This is a genomic window from Acerihabitans arboris (genome assembly GCF_010131535.1).
GTDB classification, from domain to species: Bacteria; Pseudomonadota; Gammaproteobacteria; order Enterobacterales; family Enterobacteriaceae; genus Acerihabitans; species Acerihabitans arboris.
Map to the genome: position 1 here is coordinate 19,738 of NZ_WUBS01000013.1, position 15,642 is coordinate 35,379.

At 59.6% G+C, this 15,642-nt stretch carries 14 protein-coding genes; 2 read left to right on the plus strand and 12 right to left on the minus strand.

Annotated elements, in window-relative coordinates:
• Positions 1-9: 9 nt before the first annotated feature.
• Entirely contained in the window at positions 10-2,286 is a 2,277-nt protein-coding gene (gene metE / locus GRH90_RS17540) for a 5-methyltetrahydropteroyltriglutamate--homocysteine S-methyltransferase (RefSeq protein WP_162367257.1), read from the minus strand.
• A gap of 102 nt (positions 2,287-2,388) precedes the next feature.
• Here metE and metR point away from each other — a divergent pair, with 102 nt between their 5' ends.
• On the plus strand, positions 2,389-3,324 hold the full coding sequence (gene metR / locus GRH90_RS17545) for an HTH-type transcriptional regulator MetR (protein ID WP_162367258.1): 936 nt from the start codon (positions 2,389-2,391) through the stop codon (positions 3,322-3,324).
• Here metR and GRH90_RS17550 read toward each other — a convergent pair.
• Both GRH90_RS17550 and ggt read right to left on the minus strand, forming a co-directional pair.
• Entirely contained in the window at positions 3,230-4,129 is a 900-nt protein-coding gene (locus GRH90_RS17550) for a carboxylate/amino acid/amine transporter (protein ID WP_162367259.1), read from the minus strand. The two genes, metR and GRH90_RS17550, sit on opposite strands and share 95 nt — an antisense overlap.
• A gap of 218 nt (positions 4,130-4,347) precedes the next feature.
• Positions 4,348-6,081, minus strand: coding sequence for a gamma-glutamyltransferase (ggt, locus tag GRH90_RS17555; protein WP_162367260.1), 1,734 nt, complete (start codon positions 6,079-6,081; stop codon positions 4,348-4,350).
• Between the two features lie 163 nt (positions 6,082-6,244).
• Here ggt and GRH90_RS17560 point away from each other — a divergent pair, with 163 nt between their 5' ends.
• Positions 6,245-6,538: a DUF2756 domain-containing protein gene (locus GRH90_RS17560; protein WP_162367261.1), complete on the plus strand. Its 294-nt coding sequence runs from the start codon at positions 6,245-6,247 to the stop codon at positions 6,536-6,538.
• A 153-nt stretch (positions 6,539-6,691) separates the two neighbouring features.
• Here GRH90_RS17560 and ugpQ read toward each other — a convergent pair whose 3' ends face one another.
• The 9 genes from ugpQ to livH all read right to left on the minus strand — a co-directional run bounded on the left by ugpQ (position 6,692) and on the right by livH (position 15,621).
• Positions 6,692-7,441 carry a glycerophosphodiester phosphodiesterase gene (gene ugpQ, locus GRH90_RS17565; RefSeq protein WP_162367262.1) on the minus strand — a complete coding sequence of 250 codons (750 nt, stop codon included), beginning with the start codon at positions 7,439-7,441 and terminating at the stop codon, positions 6,692-6,694.
• Complete coding sequence (locus GRH90_RS17570) at positions 7,438-8,514, minus strand: sn-glycerol-3-phosphate import ATP-binding protein UgpC (protein WP_162367263.1); 1,077 nt, start codon at positions 8,512-8,514, stop codon at positions 7,438-7,440. The genes ugpQ and GRH90_RS17570 overlap by 4 nt, the downstream gene beginning before the upstream one ends.
• A gap of 6 nt (positions 8,515-8,520) precedes the next feature.
• Complete coding sequence (gene ugpE, locus GRH90_RS17575; protein ID WP_162367264.1) at positions 8,521-9,366, minus strand: sn-glycerol-3-phosphate ABC transporter permease UgpE; 846 nt, start codon at positions 9,364-9,366, stop codon at positions 8,521-8,523.
• Positions 9,363-10,253 (minus strand): sn-glycerol-3-phosphate ABC transporter permease UgpA, encoded by an 891-nt coding sequence (gene ugpA / locus GRH90_RS17580; RefSeq protein WP_162367265.1) that lies wholly within the window; start codon positions 10,251-10,253, stop codon positions 9,363-9,365. Before ugpA ends, ugpE begins: the two co-directional genes overlap by 4 nt.
• Before the next feature lie 65 nt (positions 10,254-10,318).
• The gene (gene ugpB / locus GRH90_RS17585; protein WP_162367266.1) at positions 10,319-11,638 is read right to left on the minus strand and encodes a sn-glycerol-3-phosphate ABC transporter substrate-binding protein UgpB; all 1,320 of its coding nucleotides are present in this window, start codon (positions 11,636-11,638) and stop codon (positions 10,319-10,321) included.
• A 293-nt stretch (positions 11,639-11,931) separates the two neighbouring features.
• Positions 11,932-12,651, minus strand: coding sequence for a high-affinity branched-chain amino acid ABC transporter ATP-binding protein LivF (gene livF, locus GRH90_RS17590; RefSeq protein ID WP_178113206.1), 720 nt, complete (start codon positions 12,649-12,651; stop codon positions 11,932-11,934).
• Positions 12,651-13,430 carry a high-affinity branched-chain amino acid ABC transporter ATP-binding protein LivG gene (gene livG / locus GRH90_RS17595; RefSeq protein ID WP_162367268.1) on the minus strand — a complete coding sequence of 260 codons (780 nt, stop codon included), beginning with the start codon at positions 13,428-13,430 and terminating at the stop codon, positions 12,651-12,653. Before livG ends, livF begins: the two co-directional genes overlap by 1 nt.
• Complete coding sequence (locus GRH90_RS17600; RefSeq protein WP_162367269.1) at positions 13,427-14,698, minus strand: high-affinity branched-chain amino acid ABC transporter permease LivM; 1,272 nt, start codon at positions 14,696-14,698, stop codon at positions 13,427-13,429. Before GRH90_RS17600 ends, livG begins: the two co-directional genes overlap by 4 nt.
• Entirely contained in the window at positions 14,695-15,621 is a 927-nt protein-coding gene (gene livH, locus GRH90_RS17605) for a high-affinity branched-chain amino acid ABC transporter permease LivH (RefSeq protein ID WP_162367270.1), read from the minus strand. The genes GRH90_RS17600 and livH overlap by 4 nt, the downstream gene beginning before the upstream one ends.
• Positions 15,622-15,642: the final 21 nt, after the last annotated feature.

Consider the following 15,642-nt stretch of genomic DNA (forward strand, 5'->3'; position numbering starts at 1 on the left):
AAACACGAGTTAGCCGCGTTCGGCGCGCAGTCGTTTTGCGGCGCTGACCATGTTTGCCAGCGACTGGCGGGTTTCCGGCCAGCCGCGGGTTTTCAGGCCGCAATCCGGGTTTACCCACAGGCGTTCCGCCGGGATACGTTCGGCGGCCTTGCGCAGCAGCGCCACGATCCACTCTTCGCTCGGCACATTCGGGGAATGGATATCATACACGCCGGGTCCGATCTCATTCGGATAATCGAATTCCTTGAAGCTTTCCAACAGTTCCATATCCGAGCGCGAGGTTTCAATGGTAATCACGTCGGCATCCAGGGCCGCGATGGAATCCATGATGTCGTTAAACTCGCAGTAGCACATATGGGTATGGATCTGGGTGTCATCCTGGGCCACGGCGGCGTTCAGACGGAAAGCCTCCACCGCCCATGCCAGATAGGCCGGCCATTCGGACCGGCGCAACGGCAACCCTTCACGCAACGCCGGCTCATCGATCTGGATAATGCCGATGCCCGCCTGCTCCAAATCGGCCACTTCGTCACGCAGCGCCAGGGCGATCTGCCGGGCGATAGTCTGGCGGCTCACGTCCTCGCGCGGGAACGACCAGCACAGGATGGTTACCGGCCCGGTCAGCATGCCTTTCACCGGCTTGTCGGTCAGCGATTGGGCATACCTGGCCCATTCCACGGTAATCGGCGCCGGACGGCTGATGTCGCCGATGATAATGGGCGGTTTAACGCAACGCGAGCCGTAGCTTTGCACCCAGCCGTTTTGCGTAAAGACAAAACCGTCCAGATGTTCGCCGAAATACTCCACCATATCGTTACGCTCGGCCTCGCCGTGCACCAGCACATCCAGTCCAAGGCGCTCCTGCTCGGCAATCGCCTGCTTGATATGCTCGCCGATGCCGGTACGGTAGTGGGATTTATCCAGGCGACCACGCTTGAAGTCCAGGCGCAGGCCGCGGATGTCGGCGGTTTGCGGGAAAGAACCTATGGTGGTGGTCGGCCAGGCGGGCAGGTCAAAACGCCGGCGCTGCACTTCGGCGCGCTGCGTATAAGCCTGCCGGCGCTGGCTGTCCTGGGCGGAGATCTGAGTCAGGCGGGCGTTTACCTGCGGGTTGTTGACCCGACTGGAATGGCGACGATTGCGGATCGGCGCGCTGTATTGCGCCAGTGCGCCGATGTGCTGGTCGTCGGGCTGCGCCAGCGCGGCGCGCAGCAGTCCCAGCTCGGCGCATTTTTGCAGGGCAAAGGCAAACCAGCTTTTCACTTCCTCGTCCAGGCGGGTCTCGACGCTTAAATCGATGGGGCTATGCAACAGCGAACAGGAGGTCGCCACCCATAGCGGCCGCTGGCCGGCCAGCGGCCGGATGCGCTCAAGGCAGGCGGCGAGGTCGGCGCGCCAGACATTACGACCGTTGATGACGCCCAGCGACAGCAGCCAGTCCGCCGGCAGATGGGCGTGCAGTACGGCAAGATTATCCTTGCCCGCCACCAGATCCACATGCAGGCCCTGGACCGGCAAGGCGCAAATAGTATCCAGATGGTGGCCGATACTGTCGAAATAGGTGGTCAGCAGCAGCTTGACCGATCCCCGCAGGTCCTGGTAGGCGACCTGATAGGCATCCAGCCAGGCCTGCGGCAGTTCCAGCACCAGCGCCGGTTCGTCAATCTGCACCCATTCGATGCCGCGGTTGGCCAGTTCCGCCAGGATCTGGCGATATACCGGCAGCAGATCGGCCAGCAGCGACAGCCGGTCGAAGGCCTTACCCTTGACTTTACCCAGCCACAGATAGCTGACCGGCCCGAGCAGCACCGGCTTGACGTTATGGCCCAGCGCCAGCGCCTCGTCCACTTCGTCAAGCAGCTGCGCCCAGCCCAGCCGGAAGGATTGGCCGAGGGTAAATTCCGGCACCATATAGTGATAATTGGTATTAAACCATTTGGTCATTTCCGCGGCGGCGGCGGGTTCGCCGGTCGGCGCCCGGCCGCGGCCGATACGAAACAGGGTATCCAGGTCGGCCGGGCTATCGCCGTTGCGATGCCGCGCCGGCACATTGTCCAGCATCAGGCTGGTGGTCAGGACATGGTCGTACCAGGCAAAATCGCCCACCGGCAGCAGGTCCACGCCGGCATCTTTTTGCTGTTGCCAGTGGCGCGCGCGCAGTTCGCGGCCCACGGCCAGTAATTCCCGCTGCGACGATTTCCCCGCCCAATAGCTTTCCTGCGCTTTTTTCAGTTCACGATGCAAACCCACGCGCGGAAAACCCAGTGTGTGACTTAAAATTGTCATTGCCTTCTCCCATTTAGACGTCCGGATGTTTACACATCCATAATCACCATGTACTGTATTATCCACAAGCGCAAATTATTCACTTCCAGGTGAAACACCCTCATGATCGAACTTAAACATCTGCGCACGCTGCAGGCGCTGCGTAACAGCGGCTCGCTGGCCGCCGCGTCGTCACAGCTTCACCAGACGCAATCCGCGCTGTCGCACCAGTTCAGCGATCTGGAGCAGCGGCTGGGTTTCCGGCTGTTCGTGCGCAAAAGCCAGCCGCTGCGTTTTACCCCGCAGGGGGAAATCCTGCTGCAGCTGGCCGAGCAAATCCTGCCCCAGGTACAGCAGGCGCTGCAAAACTGTCTGGAGCCGCACCAGACCACGCTGCGTCTCGCCATTGAATGCCATAGCTGTATCCAGTGGCTGACGCCCGCGCTGACCGAGTTCCGCGAGCTGTGGCCGCAGGTATTGGTGGATTTTCGTTCGGGCGTGACGTTCGATCCGCAGCCCGCCCTGCAGCAGGGTGAGCTGGATCTGGTGCTGACCTCTGATATCCTGCCGCGCAGCGGGCTGTTTTATGTGCCGATGTTTGATTATGAAGTGCGGCTGGTGCTGGCGCCCGATCATCCGCTGGCGTTAAAAGAGCAGATAACGCCCGAGGATTTAAGCGAGGAAGTCCTGATGATTTACCCGGTGCAGCGCCAGCGCATGGATATCTGGCGGCATTTCCTGCAGCCGGCGGGCGTCAGCCCGGTGCTGAAGAGCGTGGACAATACCCTGCTGCTGATCCAGATGGTGTCGGCGCGCATGGGGATCGCCGCGCTGCCGCATTGGGTGGTGGAAAGTTTTGAGCGCCAGGGCCTGATTGTGACCAAGACCCTGGGCAAAGGCCTATGGAGCCGGCTGTATGCCGCGGCCAGGGACGGCGAGCAGCGTCAGCCGGTGATCGAGGCGTTTATTCGTTCATCTCGTCAACACGCCTGCGCGCATCTGCCGTATGTGCGGGACGCACAACGATCCAGCGGCGGTGAACCCACAGCGAAGCCATGATAACCACGGCGCCGACGATAAAACTCGGCCAGTGCGGCTGCTGCTGCCAGATGGCGAAGTTGACCAGCAGCCCGGCCGGGACGTGAAAATTGTTCATGATGCCGAGCGTGCCCGCATCCACCTGGGTGGCGCCGTAGTTCCACATAAAATATCCCAGCGCGGAAGCGCCGATTCCCAGCCACGCCAACACGCCCCATTGCAACGAGGTGGTGGGCAACTGTTGCGCGTTGCCGAACAAGCCCCAGCCCATCAGCGCCACGATAAAGGATCCGAGGTAAAACCAGGAGAATGCCGTGTGCTGCGGCATCGGATAGACTTCCATCAGCCGTTTGTAACCCACCTGGCCGACGGCGAACATCAAATTGGCCGCCTGCACCAGCAGCAGGCCGTGCCAATAGTGCAAGCTGACGCCGTCATAGCGGATGATCGCCGCGCCGGCCACCGCCAGCATGGCGCTCAGCGCGTAGCCCCAACGCAGCCGGCGGCGGCGCAGCAGATCATACACCAGCGTGACGTAGAGCGGCGTCATCACGGTAAACAGTAAAAACTCCGGCACCGATAAATACAGATAGGCCCGGTAGCTTATCATGTACATGATGCCCAGCTGGCAGGCGCCTACCGCCATATACAGCAGCAGCGGCCTGACACGGTAACCGCGCCAGCGCAGGAAGGGCAAAAACACCAGCGCCGCAAGCGTCAGGCGCACCAGCACCGCAAAGTAGCTGTCAACCTGCCCGGCCAGGTATTCGCCAATCAGGCTGAACGAAAACGCCCATAAAATAGTAGTGATGATAAGCAACGGCACGTTGGGTCATCCTGTAAAACCAAAGCGTTATTCTAACCGATCCGCGCCGGGAATTTTTATTAATAGGGTTTACAAGCGGGCATTTATTAAGCGAACAAGTCCTGATGACGTCCTTTGACGCCTTGAGAATAAGAGTAATGCGCGGTTATGACGCCGCCACGTCTCCACACCGCGCCATAACGCCGGCCGGATAAACCGCGCCGGGGGGATGCCCAGGCTTAATAACCGGCGGTCAGATCGTCGATAGTGCGCGGGTCGGAGGCGCCGGTAAAGGTGCCGTCGGGCATCACCATGATACTTTGCGTACTGCCCATTACCGGCAACACCTTGACGTTTTGCCCCCTTTCACCCAGCAGCCTGAGGGTATCGGGGCTGAAGCCTTTTTCCACCCGCAGCTGGTCCGGCGTCCACTGCTGATGGAAACGCGGCGCGGCGCTCGCCTCGGCAATATTCATCTGGAAATCAATGGTATTGACCAGAATTTGCAGCACGGTGGTAATGATGCGGCTGCCGCCGGGGCTGCCGGTGACCAGCCAGGTTTTACCCTCTTTTACCACGATGGTCGGCGACATGGAGGATAACGGTCGTTTGCCGGCCTGGACGGCGTTGGCGTCGCCGCCCACCAGCCCGTACATATTCGGCACGCCGGGCTTGGCCGAGAAATCATCCATTTCGTTATTGAGCAGGATGCCGCTGTTGCCGGCCATGATGCCGCTGCCGAAATAAGTGTTAAGGGTATAGGTCACCGCCACCGCGTTGCCCTGCCCGTCGACCACCGAATAATGGGTGGTCTGATCGCTTTCGTAGGGTTGCAGCTGGCCGGGCCTGATGGCGGCGGACGGATTGGCCCGGTTAACATCAATGCGCTGCGCCAGGGTCTTGGCGTAGGCTTTGCTGGTCAACGCCTGGACGGGGACCTTGATAAAATCAGGGTCGCCGAGATACTCCGAGCGATCGGCATAGGCGAACTTCATCGCTTCAGCCATCACCTGAATGGCGTCGGCGCTGCCGGCGCCCATATGCGCCAAATCAAAATTTTCCAGAATATTCAGGATCTGGATGATATGGATCCCACCGGAGGACGGCGGCGGCATGGAGAAAATGTCATATCCCCGGTAGCTGCCGGATACCGGCCGGCGTTCCACCGCCCGGTAAGCGGCGAGATCCGCCTTGCCGATAAGGCCGCCGTCCCGCTGCATTTCGGCGGCAATCTCGCCGGCGATATCGCCCTGGTAAAACGCCTCCGGGCCCTGCGCGGCTATCAGCTCCAGGCTATGGGCCAGCTGCGGCTGTTTGAGCGTGTCCCCCTGCGCGTAGGGCTGGCCGTCGGCTTTAAAAAATACCGCTTTGCTGTTCGGGTGATTGATTAGCGCCTCTTTACCATAGGTGGCTAAATCATCGGCCAGGGCCTTATTAACGCTAAAGCCCTCCTTCGCCAGGACGATCGCCGGCTGCATTACCCGCGCCAGCGGCAGGGTTCCAAATCGCCGCAAGGCCAGCGACATGCCCGCGACGGTACCCGGCGTGCCGGAAGCCAGGGGACTGGTTAACGAACGTTTACTATCGGCATTGCCGTCCGCGCCGATAAACATATCCCGGGTGGCGCCGGCGGGAGCCATTTCGCGGAAATCAATCGCCACCGTGTCGCCCTTTTGGGTACGCACCAGCATAAAACCGCCGCCGCCCAGGTTACCCGCCTGCGGATGGGTGACCGCCAGCGCGTACCCCACCGCTACCGCGGCGTCCACCGCGTTGCCGCCCGCGCGCAGGATATCCAGCCCCACCCGCGTCGCCGCCTCGTCCACCGACGACACCATGCCATGACGGGCATACACCGGATGTTGAATATCATTTTCAACGCCATAGGACAGCGGCGCGGCGTCGGCGGGAGACAGCGCCAGCAGCAGCGCAAGCGCCAGGGTAAACCAGCGGCCGGCAAAGGGAATAGGCATCGGGTTGTTCTTCCTGCTGATTTATATTTATTTACTTATTAACCATTTTTGCGGCAGTTTCAATTTTTTTCATGGAATATCGCGCGCAAATAAGCACGCTTCACCCTGCGCTTAAGATGTTTAACGGTTAAAATAGAAGGAAGTCATTACCTCGGAGCCGCACATGAAAACCTATTTTTGGCTGTTACTGCCGGTCATGCTGGCATCGTTTGCGGTAACGGCGGCGGTTAAACCGCTCACGCCGGAGCAGCGCAATGACCCGTTCCCGCAAAGCCCCGCGCAGCAACAGTTAAAGCAGCAGATGCAATCCAATGCGCAGCAGCAGAAGACCCGCATGCTGCAGCAGCAGGAAGCCCAGCGCGATACGCAGCGCAATCAGTTGAAGACGCGGCTCGACAACGACCGTCAGCGGGCGCAACAAAATGCGCCGCTGAAAAAAACGCAGCAAAACCCCTGAGCCGGTGATCAAACCCGCCCAAAGAGCTCTCTGCCCATCGTCGGGCAGAAAGGGGGAGGTTAGCGTCCGGCCCGGCTCGCGCGGCAGTCCGGACCAGCGCCGGTAGCACGGTTTGGCGAAGCCCGGAACATCGGCGCGTTAAGCGCGCATCGGCTAACTGTTGGCGAAATCGGGGCCGATTAAATCAATCCGATCGGTACACAAGGAATCCACCCCCCAGCTCAGCAAGGCGCGCGCCCGATAGGGACTATTGACGGTATAGGCCAGGATATGCAGGCCGGCATCGGTGATTTTCGACACCCGCTCTTCGGTCAAGACTTCATGATTAAGATGCAGCGCGCTGCATTTGAGCTCCTGCGCCAGCGCCGGCCAATTATCATCCCAAAAGTGGAGCAGCAGCCCGCGCGGCAGTTCGGGCGCAGCCTGCAACGCCGCAGCCAGCGCATCGACGGAAAACGACGATAGCAGCGGCGGCACATCGCGGCCCTGCCACAGCTGGGCCGCCGCCAGCGCCACCGCATGACCGGTCCCGGTATCGGTGCCGGTGGTGGGTTTAATCTCGATATTTACCGCCAGGCCATGCCGCGCGCAGCGGTCCGCAACTTCCGCCAGCAGCGGCAGGCGTTCATCGCGAAACCGCTCGTTAAACCACGCCCCGGCGTCCAGCCGCGCCAGATCGTCCCAGGCAAAGTGACCCGCGACGCCGTGGCCGTTGCTGGTGCGCTGCAGCGTATCGTCATGCAGTAAAAATATCTGTCCATCGGCGGAAAGTTTGGCATCCAGCTCAACCATTTTATGTCCATGGCGCGCACCGGTGTCAATGGCCGCCAGGGTGTTCTCCGGGGCCAGCGAGCCGCCGCCGCGATGGGCGACGATTGTCGGATAAGGCCAGTTTTTTGTCATAATTCCACCCGGGATCCGTTTAACGGATCAAAAAAGTGCCATGCATGGGCAGGACACCGTAAATAAAGTATCGTCCCAATGGCCGGCTGCTCATCATGCGGCAGCCGTATCACCATGGAACGCTCACCCCAGCGCCCATGGACCAGGTTATCCGCGCCCAGCTGTTCAAGGGAAATAATTTCCAGCGCCGGGCCTCCAGGTTCGGACCCTGACTGTTCAATATGCTCCGGACGGATACCCGCGGTCAACTCGCGCCCGCGCCATTGTGCGCCGACAGCGGGTATGGGGATCGACGGACCGCCGGCCACCTGGAAACGTCCACCGTCCTCGCTGATCCGGCCGGGCAGCAGGTTCATGGCGGGCGATCCCATAAAACCGGCGACAAACAGCGACGCCGGGCGGCGGTAAATCTCGGTCGGGGTGCCGATTTGCTCCACCCGCCCTTTATTCATCACGATCACCCGCTCCGCCAGCGTCATGGCCTCCACCTGATCGTGGGTGACATACAGGCTGGTGGTTCTCAGGCGGCGGTGCAGCAATTGCAGCTCCAGCCGCATCTGGGTACGCAATTTAGCGTCCAGGTTGGATAACGGCTCATCAAACAGGAATACCGCCGGCTCGCGCACCAGCGCGCGGCCCATGGCGACGCGCTGGCGTTGCCCGCCGGACAGTTCGCGCGGCTTGCGTTTGAGCAGATCCCCAAGCTCCAGCATCTGCGCCACGCGCTCCACCAGCGTTTGGATATGCTGTTTGCCGAAGCCGCGGATTTTCAGGCCATAGGCCATATTGTCATAGACGCTCATATGAGGATAGAGCGCATAATTCTGAAACACCATCGCAATGCTGCGATCCTTGGGTTCGCGTTCGGTCACCCGTTCGCCGTCGATATAGATATCGCCGCCGCTGACGCTTTCCAGGCCCGCGACCATACGCAGCAATGTCGATTTGCCGCAGCCGGAAGGCCCCACCAGCACGATAAATTCCCCGTCGGCCACTTCCAGGTTTAACGGCGCTATCACCGGCGTTTTGCCGTCATAGTTTTTCTCGACCGCTTGTAAAATCAAACTTGCCATAAATAATTATTTCTCGCTATCAACCAGGCCGCGCACGAACCAGCGCTGCATCAGCAATACGATTGCCAGGGGCGGGATCATGGTCATAAGCATCGCCGCCATCACATAATTCCACTGCGTGGCGCTGTCGCCGCTGGTAATCATGCTTCGGATCGCCGCCACCGCGGTGCCCATCCCGCTGTTGTTGATAATCAGGATCGGCCACAGGTACTGGTTCCAACCGTAGATAAAGATAATCACGAACAGCGCCGCCAAATTGGTTTTCGACAGCGGCAGCAGGATATCCCACAAAAAGCGCAGCGGCCCGGCGCCGTCGATGCGCGCCGCCTCCAGCAGTTCATGGGGAATGGTCATAAAAAACTGCCGGAACAGGAAGGTGGCGGTGGCCGACGCCATCAGCGGCAGCGTCAGGCCGGTGTAGCTATCAAGCAAATGCAAATTGGCGATCACGTCTACGGTGGGGAAAATACGCACCTCCACCGGCAGCATCAGCGTCATGAAGATCAGCCAGAAAAACAGGTTGCGCAGCGGAAAACGAAAATAAACGATGGCGTAGGCGGATAACATAGACACGCTGATTTTACCCAGGGTGATCCCCAGCGCCATGACAAAACTATTGAACAACAGCCGGCTGAACGGCACCGCCTGACTGCCCACGCCCACTGGCCAGACATGACTAATGTTGTCCCACAAATGGCCGCCCGGCACCAGGCTTAACGGCACCTGGAATACCTGCTTGCTATCCATGGTGGCCGCCACCAGCGCGATATACAACGGCAGCAGAATAACGGCAACGCCCAGTAGCAACATGATATGGCTGAAAATATCCAGTCCGCGACGATGTTCTATCATTGATACCGCACCTTACGCTCGACAAAGCGAAATTGGATCACCGTCAGTATAATGACCACCATCATCAGCACCACCGACTGCGCGGCGGAGCTGGAGAGATCCAGGCCGGCAAAACCTTCGCGGTAGATTTTATAAATCAGCGTGGTGGTGGCCTGCACCGGCCCGCCGGCGGTTGCCGCGTCGATGACCGGAAAGGTATCGAAAAAGGCGTACACCAGGTTAATCACCAGCAGGAAAAAGCTCACCGGCGTAATCAGCGGCAGCGATAAATCGACAAAACGCCGCACCGGTCCGGCGCCGTCGATGGCCGCGGCCTCCACCAGCGAACGGGGAATAGATTGCAAGGCCGCCAGGAAAAACAAGAAGTTATAGCTCACCTGCTGCCAAATGGAAATCAACACCACCAGGAACATCGCCTGTCCGCTGTTTTGCGCATGATTCCAGTGATACCCCAGGCCGTTCAGCAAATAGCTGATAAGCCCCAGGCCCGGACTGAACAGGAACATCCACAGCACCGCCGCTACCGCCGGCGCCACCGCGTAGGGCAACAGCAGCAAAGTCTGGTAAAGACGCTTGCCGCGCAGCACATAATCCACCAGCGCCGCCAGGAACAGCGCCACCAACAGGCCGATACCGGCCACCAGGGCGCTGAAGAGGAGCGTCGTCAGCAAGGAGTCGAGGTAATAATCGTCCTGCGTCAGCTGGACAAAATTATCCAGGCCGACAAACGTATTGGATATGCCGAACGGATCTACCTGCTGCACCGAATACCACAGCGCGGTTCCCGCCGGCCAAAGGAAAAAGATCGCGGTAATCGCCAACTGCGGCAGCACCAGAAAATAGGCCAGCCAGCGTTGCCTGAATCCGCGATGGGGAGCGATAGCCATAAACAACCTAACCCGCAAAGCAATAATTTACCCGCCGCATATCACGGCGGGCCGCTGACCCAGTTTTAACGCACCGACTGCTCAAACCGGCGTAACAGCTGGTTACCGCGTTTTACCGCGCTATCAAGCGCTTCCTGCGGCGTGGCCTTGCCCGTCCAGACGCGCTCTAGCTCTTCGTCCACCACGGTACGGATTTGCTGCATGTTGCCCAGGCGCATCCCTTTGGTGAACGGCAACGGCGGTTTATTCAGCATCTGGCGAGTGGCGATATCGGCGCCGGGATTTTTGTCATAAAAACCCTGGGACTTGGTCAGCTCATAGGCGGCGGTGGTGATGGGCAGATAACCGGTTTTCTGATGCCATTCCGCCGCGATATCCGGCTGGGACAGGAACTGCAGGAACTCGGCCACGCCTTTATAGGTCGCCTCATCCTTGCCGTTCATCACCCACAGGCTGGCTCCGCCGATAATGGCGTTCTGCGGCGCGTTCTTCACGTCGGCGTCATAAGGCATCATACCCACGCCATAGTTGAATTTGGCATACTGGCGGATAGAGGCAAGGGAACCTGACGAGGCGGTGGTCATGCCGCATGACCCGTTATAAAACTTCTCGGTGGACTCGTCCTTACGGCCGAAATAGCTGAAATCGCCTTTCTTGTTCATATCCGACAACAGTTGGATATGCTTGACCTGCTCGGGCTTATTAAAAATCAGCTCCGCGTCGTTGCCGGCAAAGCCGTTATCACGGGTAGCCACCGGCATGCCGTGCCAGGCGCTGAAGTTTTCGATTTGAATCCACCCTTGCCAACCGCTGGCATAACCGCAGGCCATACCGCTGGCGCGCAGTTTAGCGGCCGCCTCTGCCAGCTCTTGCCAGGTTTTGGGCGCATGTTCCGGGTCCAGCCCGGCTTTTTTAAAGGCGTCCTTGTTGTAATACAACACCGGGGTAGAGCTGTTGAAGGGCTGGGAGAGCAGATGACCGGTTTTACTGTCGCTGTAATAGCCTGAAACGGTGGGCACAAACGCCGACTCGTCATTCTTGATACCGGCCTGTTCAAATACCTGGTAAACCGGCTTATAGGCTTTGCTTGCCATCATGGTGGCGGTGCCGACTTCATACACCTGCAAAATCGCCGGCGCGGTGCCGGTACGGAACGCCGCAATACCCGCCGTCAGGCCCTGCTCGTAATTGCCCTTATACACCGGCGCCACATGGTATTCGGGATGCGCCTGGTTAAAGCGCGCGGCCAGGGAATCCACCTCGGTGCCCAGCGCGCCTTCCATGGAATGCCAGAAGGGAATTTCGGTCACTGCCTGCGCGCTGGTGCTTACAGCCAGCGTCAGCGCCACGCTTAATGCGACGATACGAATAGAGTGCTTCAACATGCCATGCTCCTGAATGCCAGAAAAGTTCACCGGCCTGTAACATGACATGCTGAAATGACAGAAAAATAACACGATTATGACAGCGGGATGACAGCGCGCGACAGACCCTCTGCCCGCCGAACCGACACGCAGGCCCGCAAACGCCAAAGCCAACCGGCGGATCGGCTTAACGCCGTCGGTCAATCAGAGGGAAAGCGCGCCAATGAGGTCGTAGCGGGCATGGGGTTCCTGCCCGCCGAGTAACCGGCCCTCTGCCCACAAAACCAGACAAGCGGGCCCGCATACCCCCGATCTCACCCGCCCAGATACGCGCCCCGCACCGCCTCGTTGGCCAGCAACGCCTCGCCGCTATCCTCCAGCACCACATGCCCGTTCTCCAGCACATAGCCCCGGTCAGCCAGCTTCAGCGCCTGGTTAGCGTTCTGCTCCACCAGGAATATGGTCATACCCTCCTGGCGCAACTGTTCAATGGTATCGAATATCTGCTGGATGATAATCGGCGCCAGGCCCAGCGATGGCTCGTCCAGCAACAACAGCCGCGGCTGGCTCATCAACGCCCGGCCGATGGCCAACATCTGCTGCTCGCCCCCGGACATGGTGCCCGCGCGCTGCACCCGTCGCTCCTGCAAACGCGGGAAAAGCTCAAACACCCGCTCAATCCGCTGCTGATACTGCTGGCGCTCGGCGAAAAAGCCGCCCATCGCCAGGTTCTCCTCCACCGTCATACGCGAAAACACCCGCCGTCCTTCCGGCACGATGGCAATCGAGCCGCGCATAATCCGCGCGGTCGGCCAATCGGTAATATCGCTCCCCTCAAACATGATCCTGCCCCTTGAGGCGCGCGGATCGCCGCACAGCGTACCCAGCAACGTGGTTTTTCCGGCGCCGTTGGCCCCGATAAGCGTCACGATCTCACCCGGGTTAATGTGCAGGCTCACCTCATGCAACGCCTGGATTTTACCGTAATGGGCCGACACCTGGTGCAATGACAACATAGCCGCATCCTTACTCATCAGGCCTCTCCCAAATAGGCCCGAATCACGTCCGGGTTATTGCGAATTTCAGCGGGCGTGCCGTTAGCCAACGGCATACCCTGGTTAACCACATAAATGCGATCGGAAATACCCATCACCAATTTCATATCATGCTCAATCAGCAGCACCGACACCTGATGCCGCGAACGCAGTTCGGCAATCAACAGGTTCAGCTCGGCGGTCTCATTCGGGTTCAGCCCGGCGGCCGGCTCATCGAGCATCAGCAGCGACGGACGCGTCACCATGCAACGGGCAATCTCCAGCCGCCGCTGCTGGCCATAGGCCAGGTTGCCCGCCTGACGGTTAGCCAACTCCAGCAACCCCACGCGCTCCAGCCAGGTGCCGGCATAATCCTGCGCCTCTGCTTCCGCCTGGCGGAAAGCGCGGGTTTTCAGCAAACCGGCAAAAACGCCGCTTTTAAGATGCTGATGCTGCGCCACCAACAGATTTTCGATAACCGTCATCTCGCGGAATAACCGCACGTGCTGGAAGGTTCGCACCACGCCCATCCGGGCGATGGTCTGGCCCGGCAGACCTTCCAGATGCCGATCGCGCAGCATAATGGTGCCGCTGGTGGGACGATAAAAACCGGTCAGGCAGTTGAATACCGTCGTCTTGCCGGCGCCGTTGGGGCCGATAAGCGACACGATTTCGCCGGGAAACAAATCCAGTTCAACCTGGTTAACCGCCAGCAAACCGCCGAAGCGCATGGTCAACGCTTTAACGGACAACAGGGGCTGCAATGCAGTGGAGGTCATGCCTGCGCTCCTTTACCGGTCTTCATTTTCATCTGCGGACGTTTCATCGGCAGCAGGCCCTGCGGACGCCAGATCATCATCAGCACCATCAGCGCGCCCAGCAACAGCATGCTGTACTGATTCAAGTCACGCATCAGCTCGCGCGATACCACCAGCAGAATGGCCGCCAGGATCACCGCGAACTGCGATCCCATGCCGCCCAATACCACGATGGCCAACACAAAGGCGGATTCCACGAAGGTAAAGGATTCCGGGCTGACAAACCCCTGGCGCGCGGCAAATAGCGTGCCGGCAAAACCGGCGAACGCCGCGCTGATGGTAAAGGCGGTCAATTTGATGCGGGTCGGGCTCAGGCCTAGCGAACGACAGGCGATTTCATCCTCGCGCAGCGCTTCCCAAGCCCGGCCCAGCGGCATGCGCAGCAGACGGTTAATCACAAACAAGGTAATAATCACCAATAACAGCGCCACCATATACAAAAAGATAATCCGGTCGCCGGGATCGTAGGTCAGGCCAAAGAAATTATGAAAGGTATCCCAGCCGCCGTCGCGCGGGCTGCGGTTAAACTCCAGGCCAAAAAAGGTTGGTTTCGGGATCTGGCTGATGCCGTTCGGCCCGCCGGTGATTTCGGTATTGTTAAGCAGCAGGATGCGGACAATCTCGCCAAATCCCAGGGTGACGATCGCCAGGTAGTCGCCGCGCAGCCGCAGCACCGGAAAACCCAGCAACAGCCCAAAACCGGCGGCAACCAGCCCCGCCAGCGGCAGGCTTTCCCAAAAACCCAGGCCGCAATAGTGATTGAGCAACGCGTAGGTATAGGCGCCGATGGCATAAAACCCGCCGTAGCCCAGCACCAGCAGGCCGGATAACCCGACCACCACGTTCAGCCCCAGGCCCAGCATCACATAGATAAGCGTCAGGGTAGCGATATCCACCGTGCCGCGCGATACCAGGAACGGCCAGGCAATGGCGGCCAGAATCATCACCAGCGCCAGCCACTTCTGGCGCGGCGTGGAGCCGTCGAAGCTCGGCAGCACCCAGGACGGGCCGCTGATTTTTTTCAGGCTATGCTGGAAAACCGGCCGCAGCAGCTGGAACACGAACACTACCGCGCAGCCGATGCCAATCCAATACCAGCGCACTTCGCCCGCGTTGTGCACCACCAGACGGGTGCCTTCCAGGCTAAGACGCATTCCCATCATAAAGGCGGACAGCACCAGCAGCATAAACGCGCAGAATAGCGCGTTTAACACATGGTTGATCTTCATACCTTCTCAACCTCCGGACGGCCGAGGATACCGGTGGGCAATACCAGCAGCACCACGATCAGCAGGGCGAACGAAACCACGTCTTTATATTCGCTGCTCAGGTAGGCCGAGGTCAGGGCCTCCGCCACGCCCAGGATCAGCCCGCCCAGCATCGCGCCGGGGATACTGCCGATACCGCCCAGCACCGCGGCGGTAAACGCCTTCATGCCGGCCATAAAGCCGATATAGGGATTGATAACGCCATAAAACTGGCCCAGCAGCACGCCGGCCACCGCCGCCATCGCCGCGCCGATCACAAACGTCAGCGAGATCACCCGGTCGGTACTGATGCCCAGCAGGCTGGCCATTTTTAAGTCTTCCGCGCAGGCGCGGCAGGCGCGGCCCATGCGTGAATAGCGGATAAACAACGTCAGGGCCAGCATGGCGACAAACGTCACCGCCCAGATGGTGAACTGCATGGTGCTGATGCTGGTGACAAAGCCGTTGCTTTCGCCCAGCACCCATTGGCCGCTGGCCAGGCTTGGCAGCGCCAGATCCCGGGAACCCTGCGTCAGGCTGACGTAGTTCTGCAGGAAAATCGACATGCCGATGGCGGAGATCAGGGCAATCAGGCGCTTGGAGGAGCGCACCGGTTTGTAGGCTACCCGTTCGATACTCCAGCCGTAGGCGCTGGCAATCACAATCGCGGCGATAAACCCGGCGCCGATCAACAACCAGCCGGCATCGATGCCCATCATCATCAACGCGGCAATGACGATAAAGGAGACATAGCTACCGATCATATAGACTTCGCCATGGGCGAAGTTAATCATGCCGATAATGCCGTAAACCATGGTGTAGCCAATGGCAATCAATGCATAGGTGCTGCCCAACGTCAGGCCGTTGAACAACTGCTGCATAAAATAAAGGAACTGCTCGGACATACCTTAACCTTCGTAGTCGCT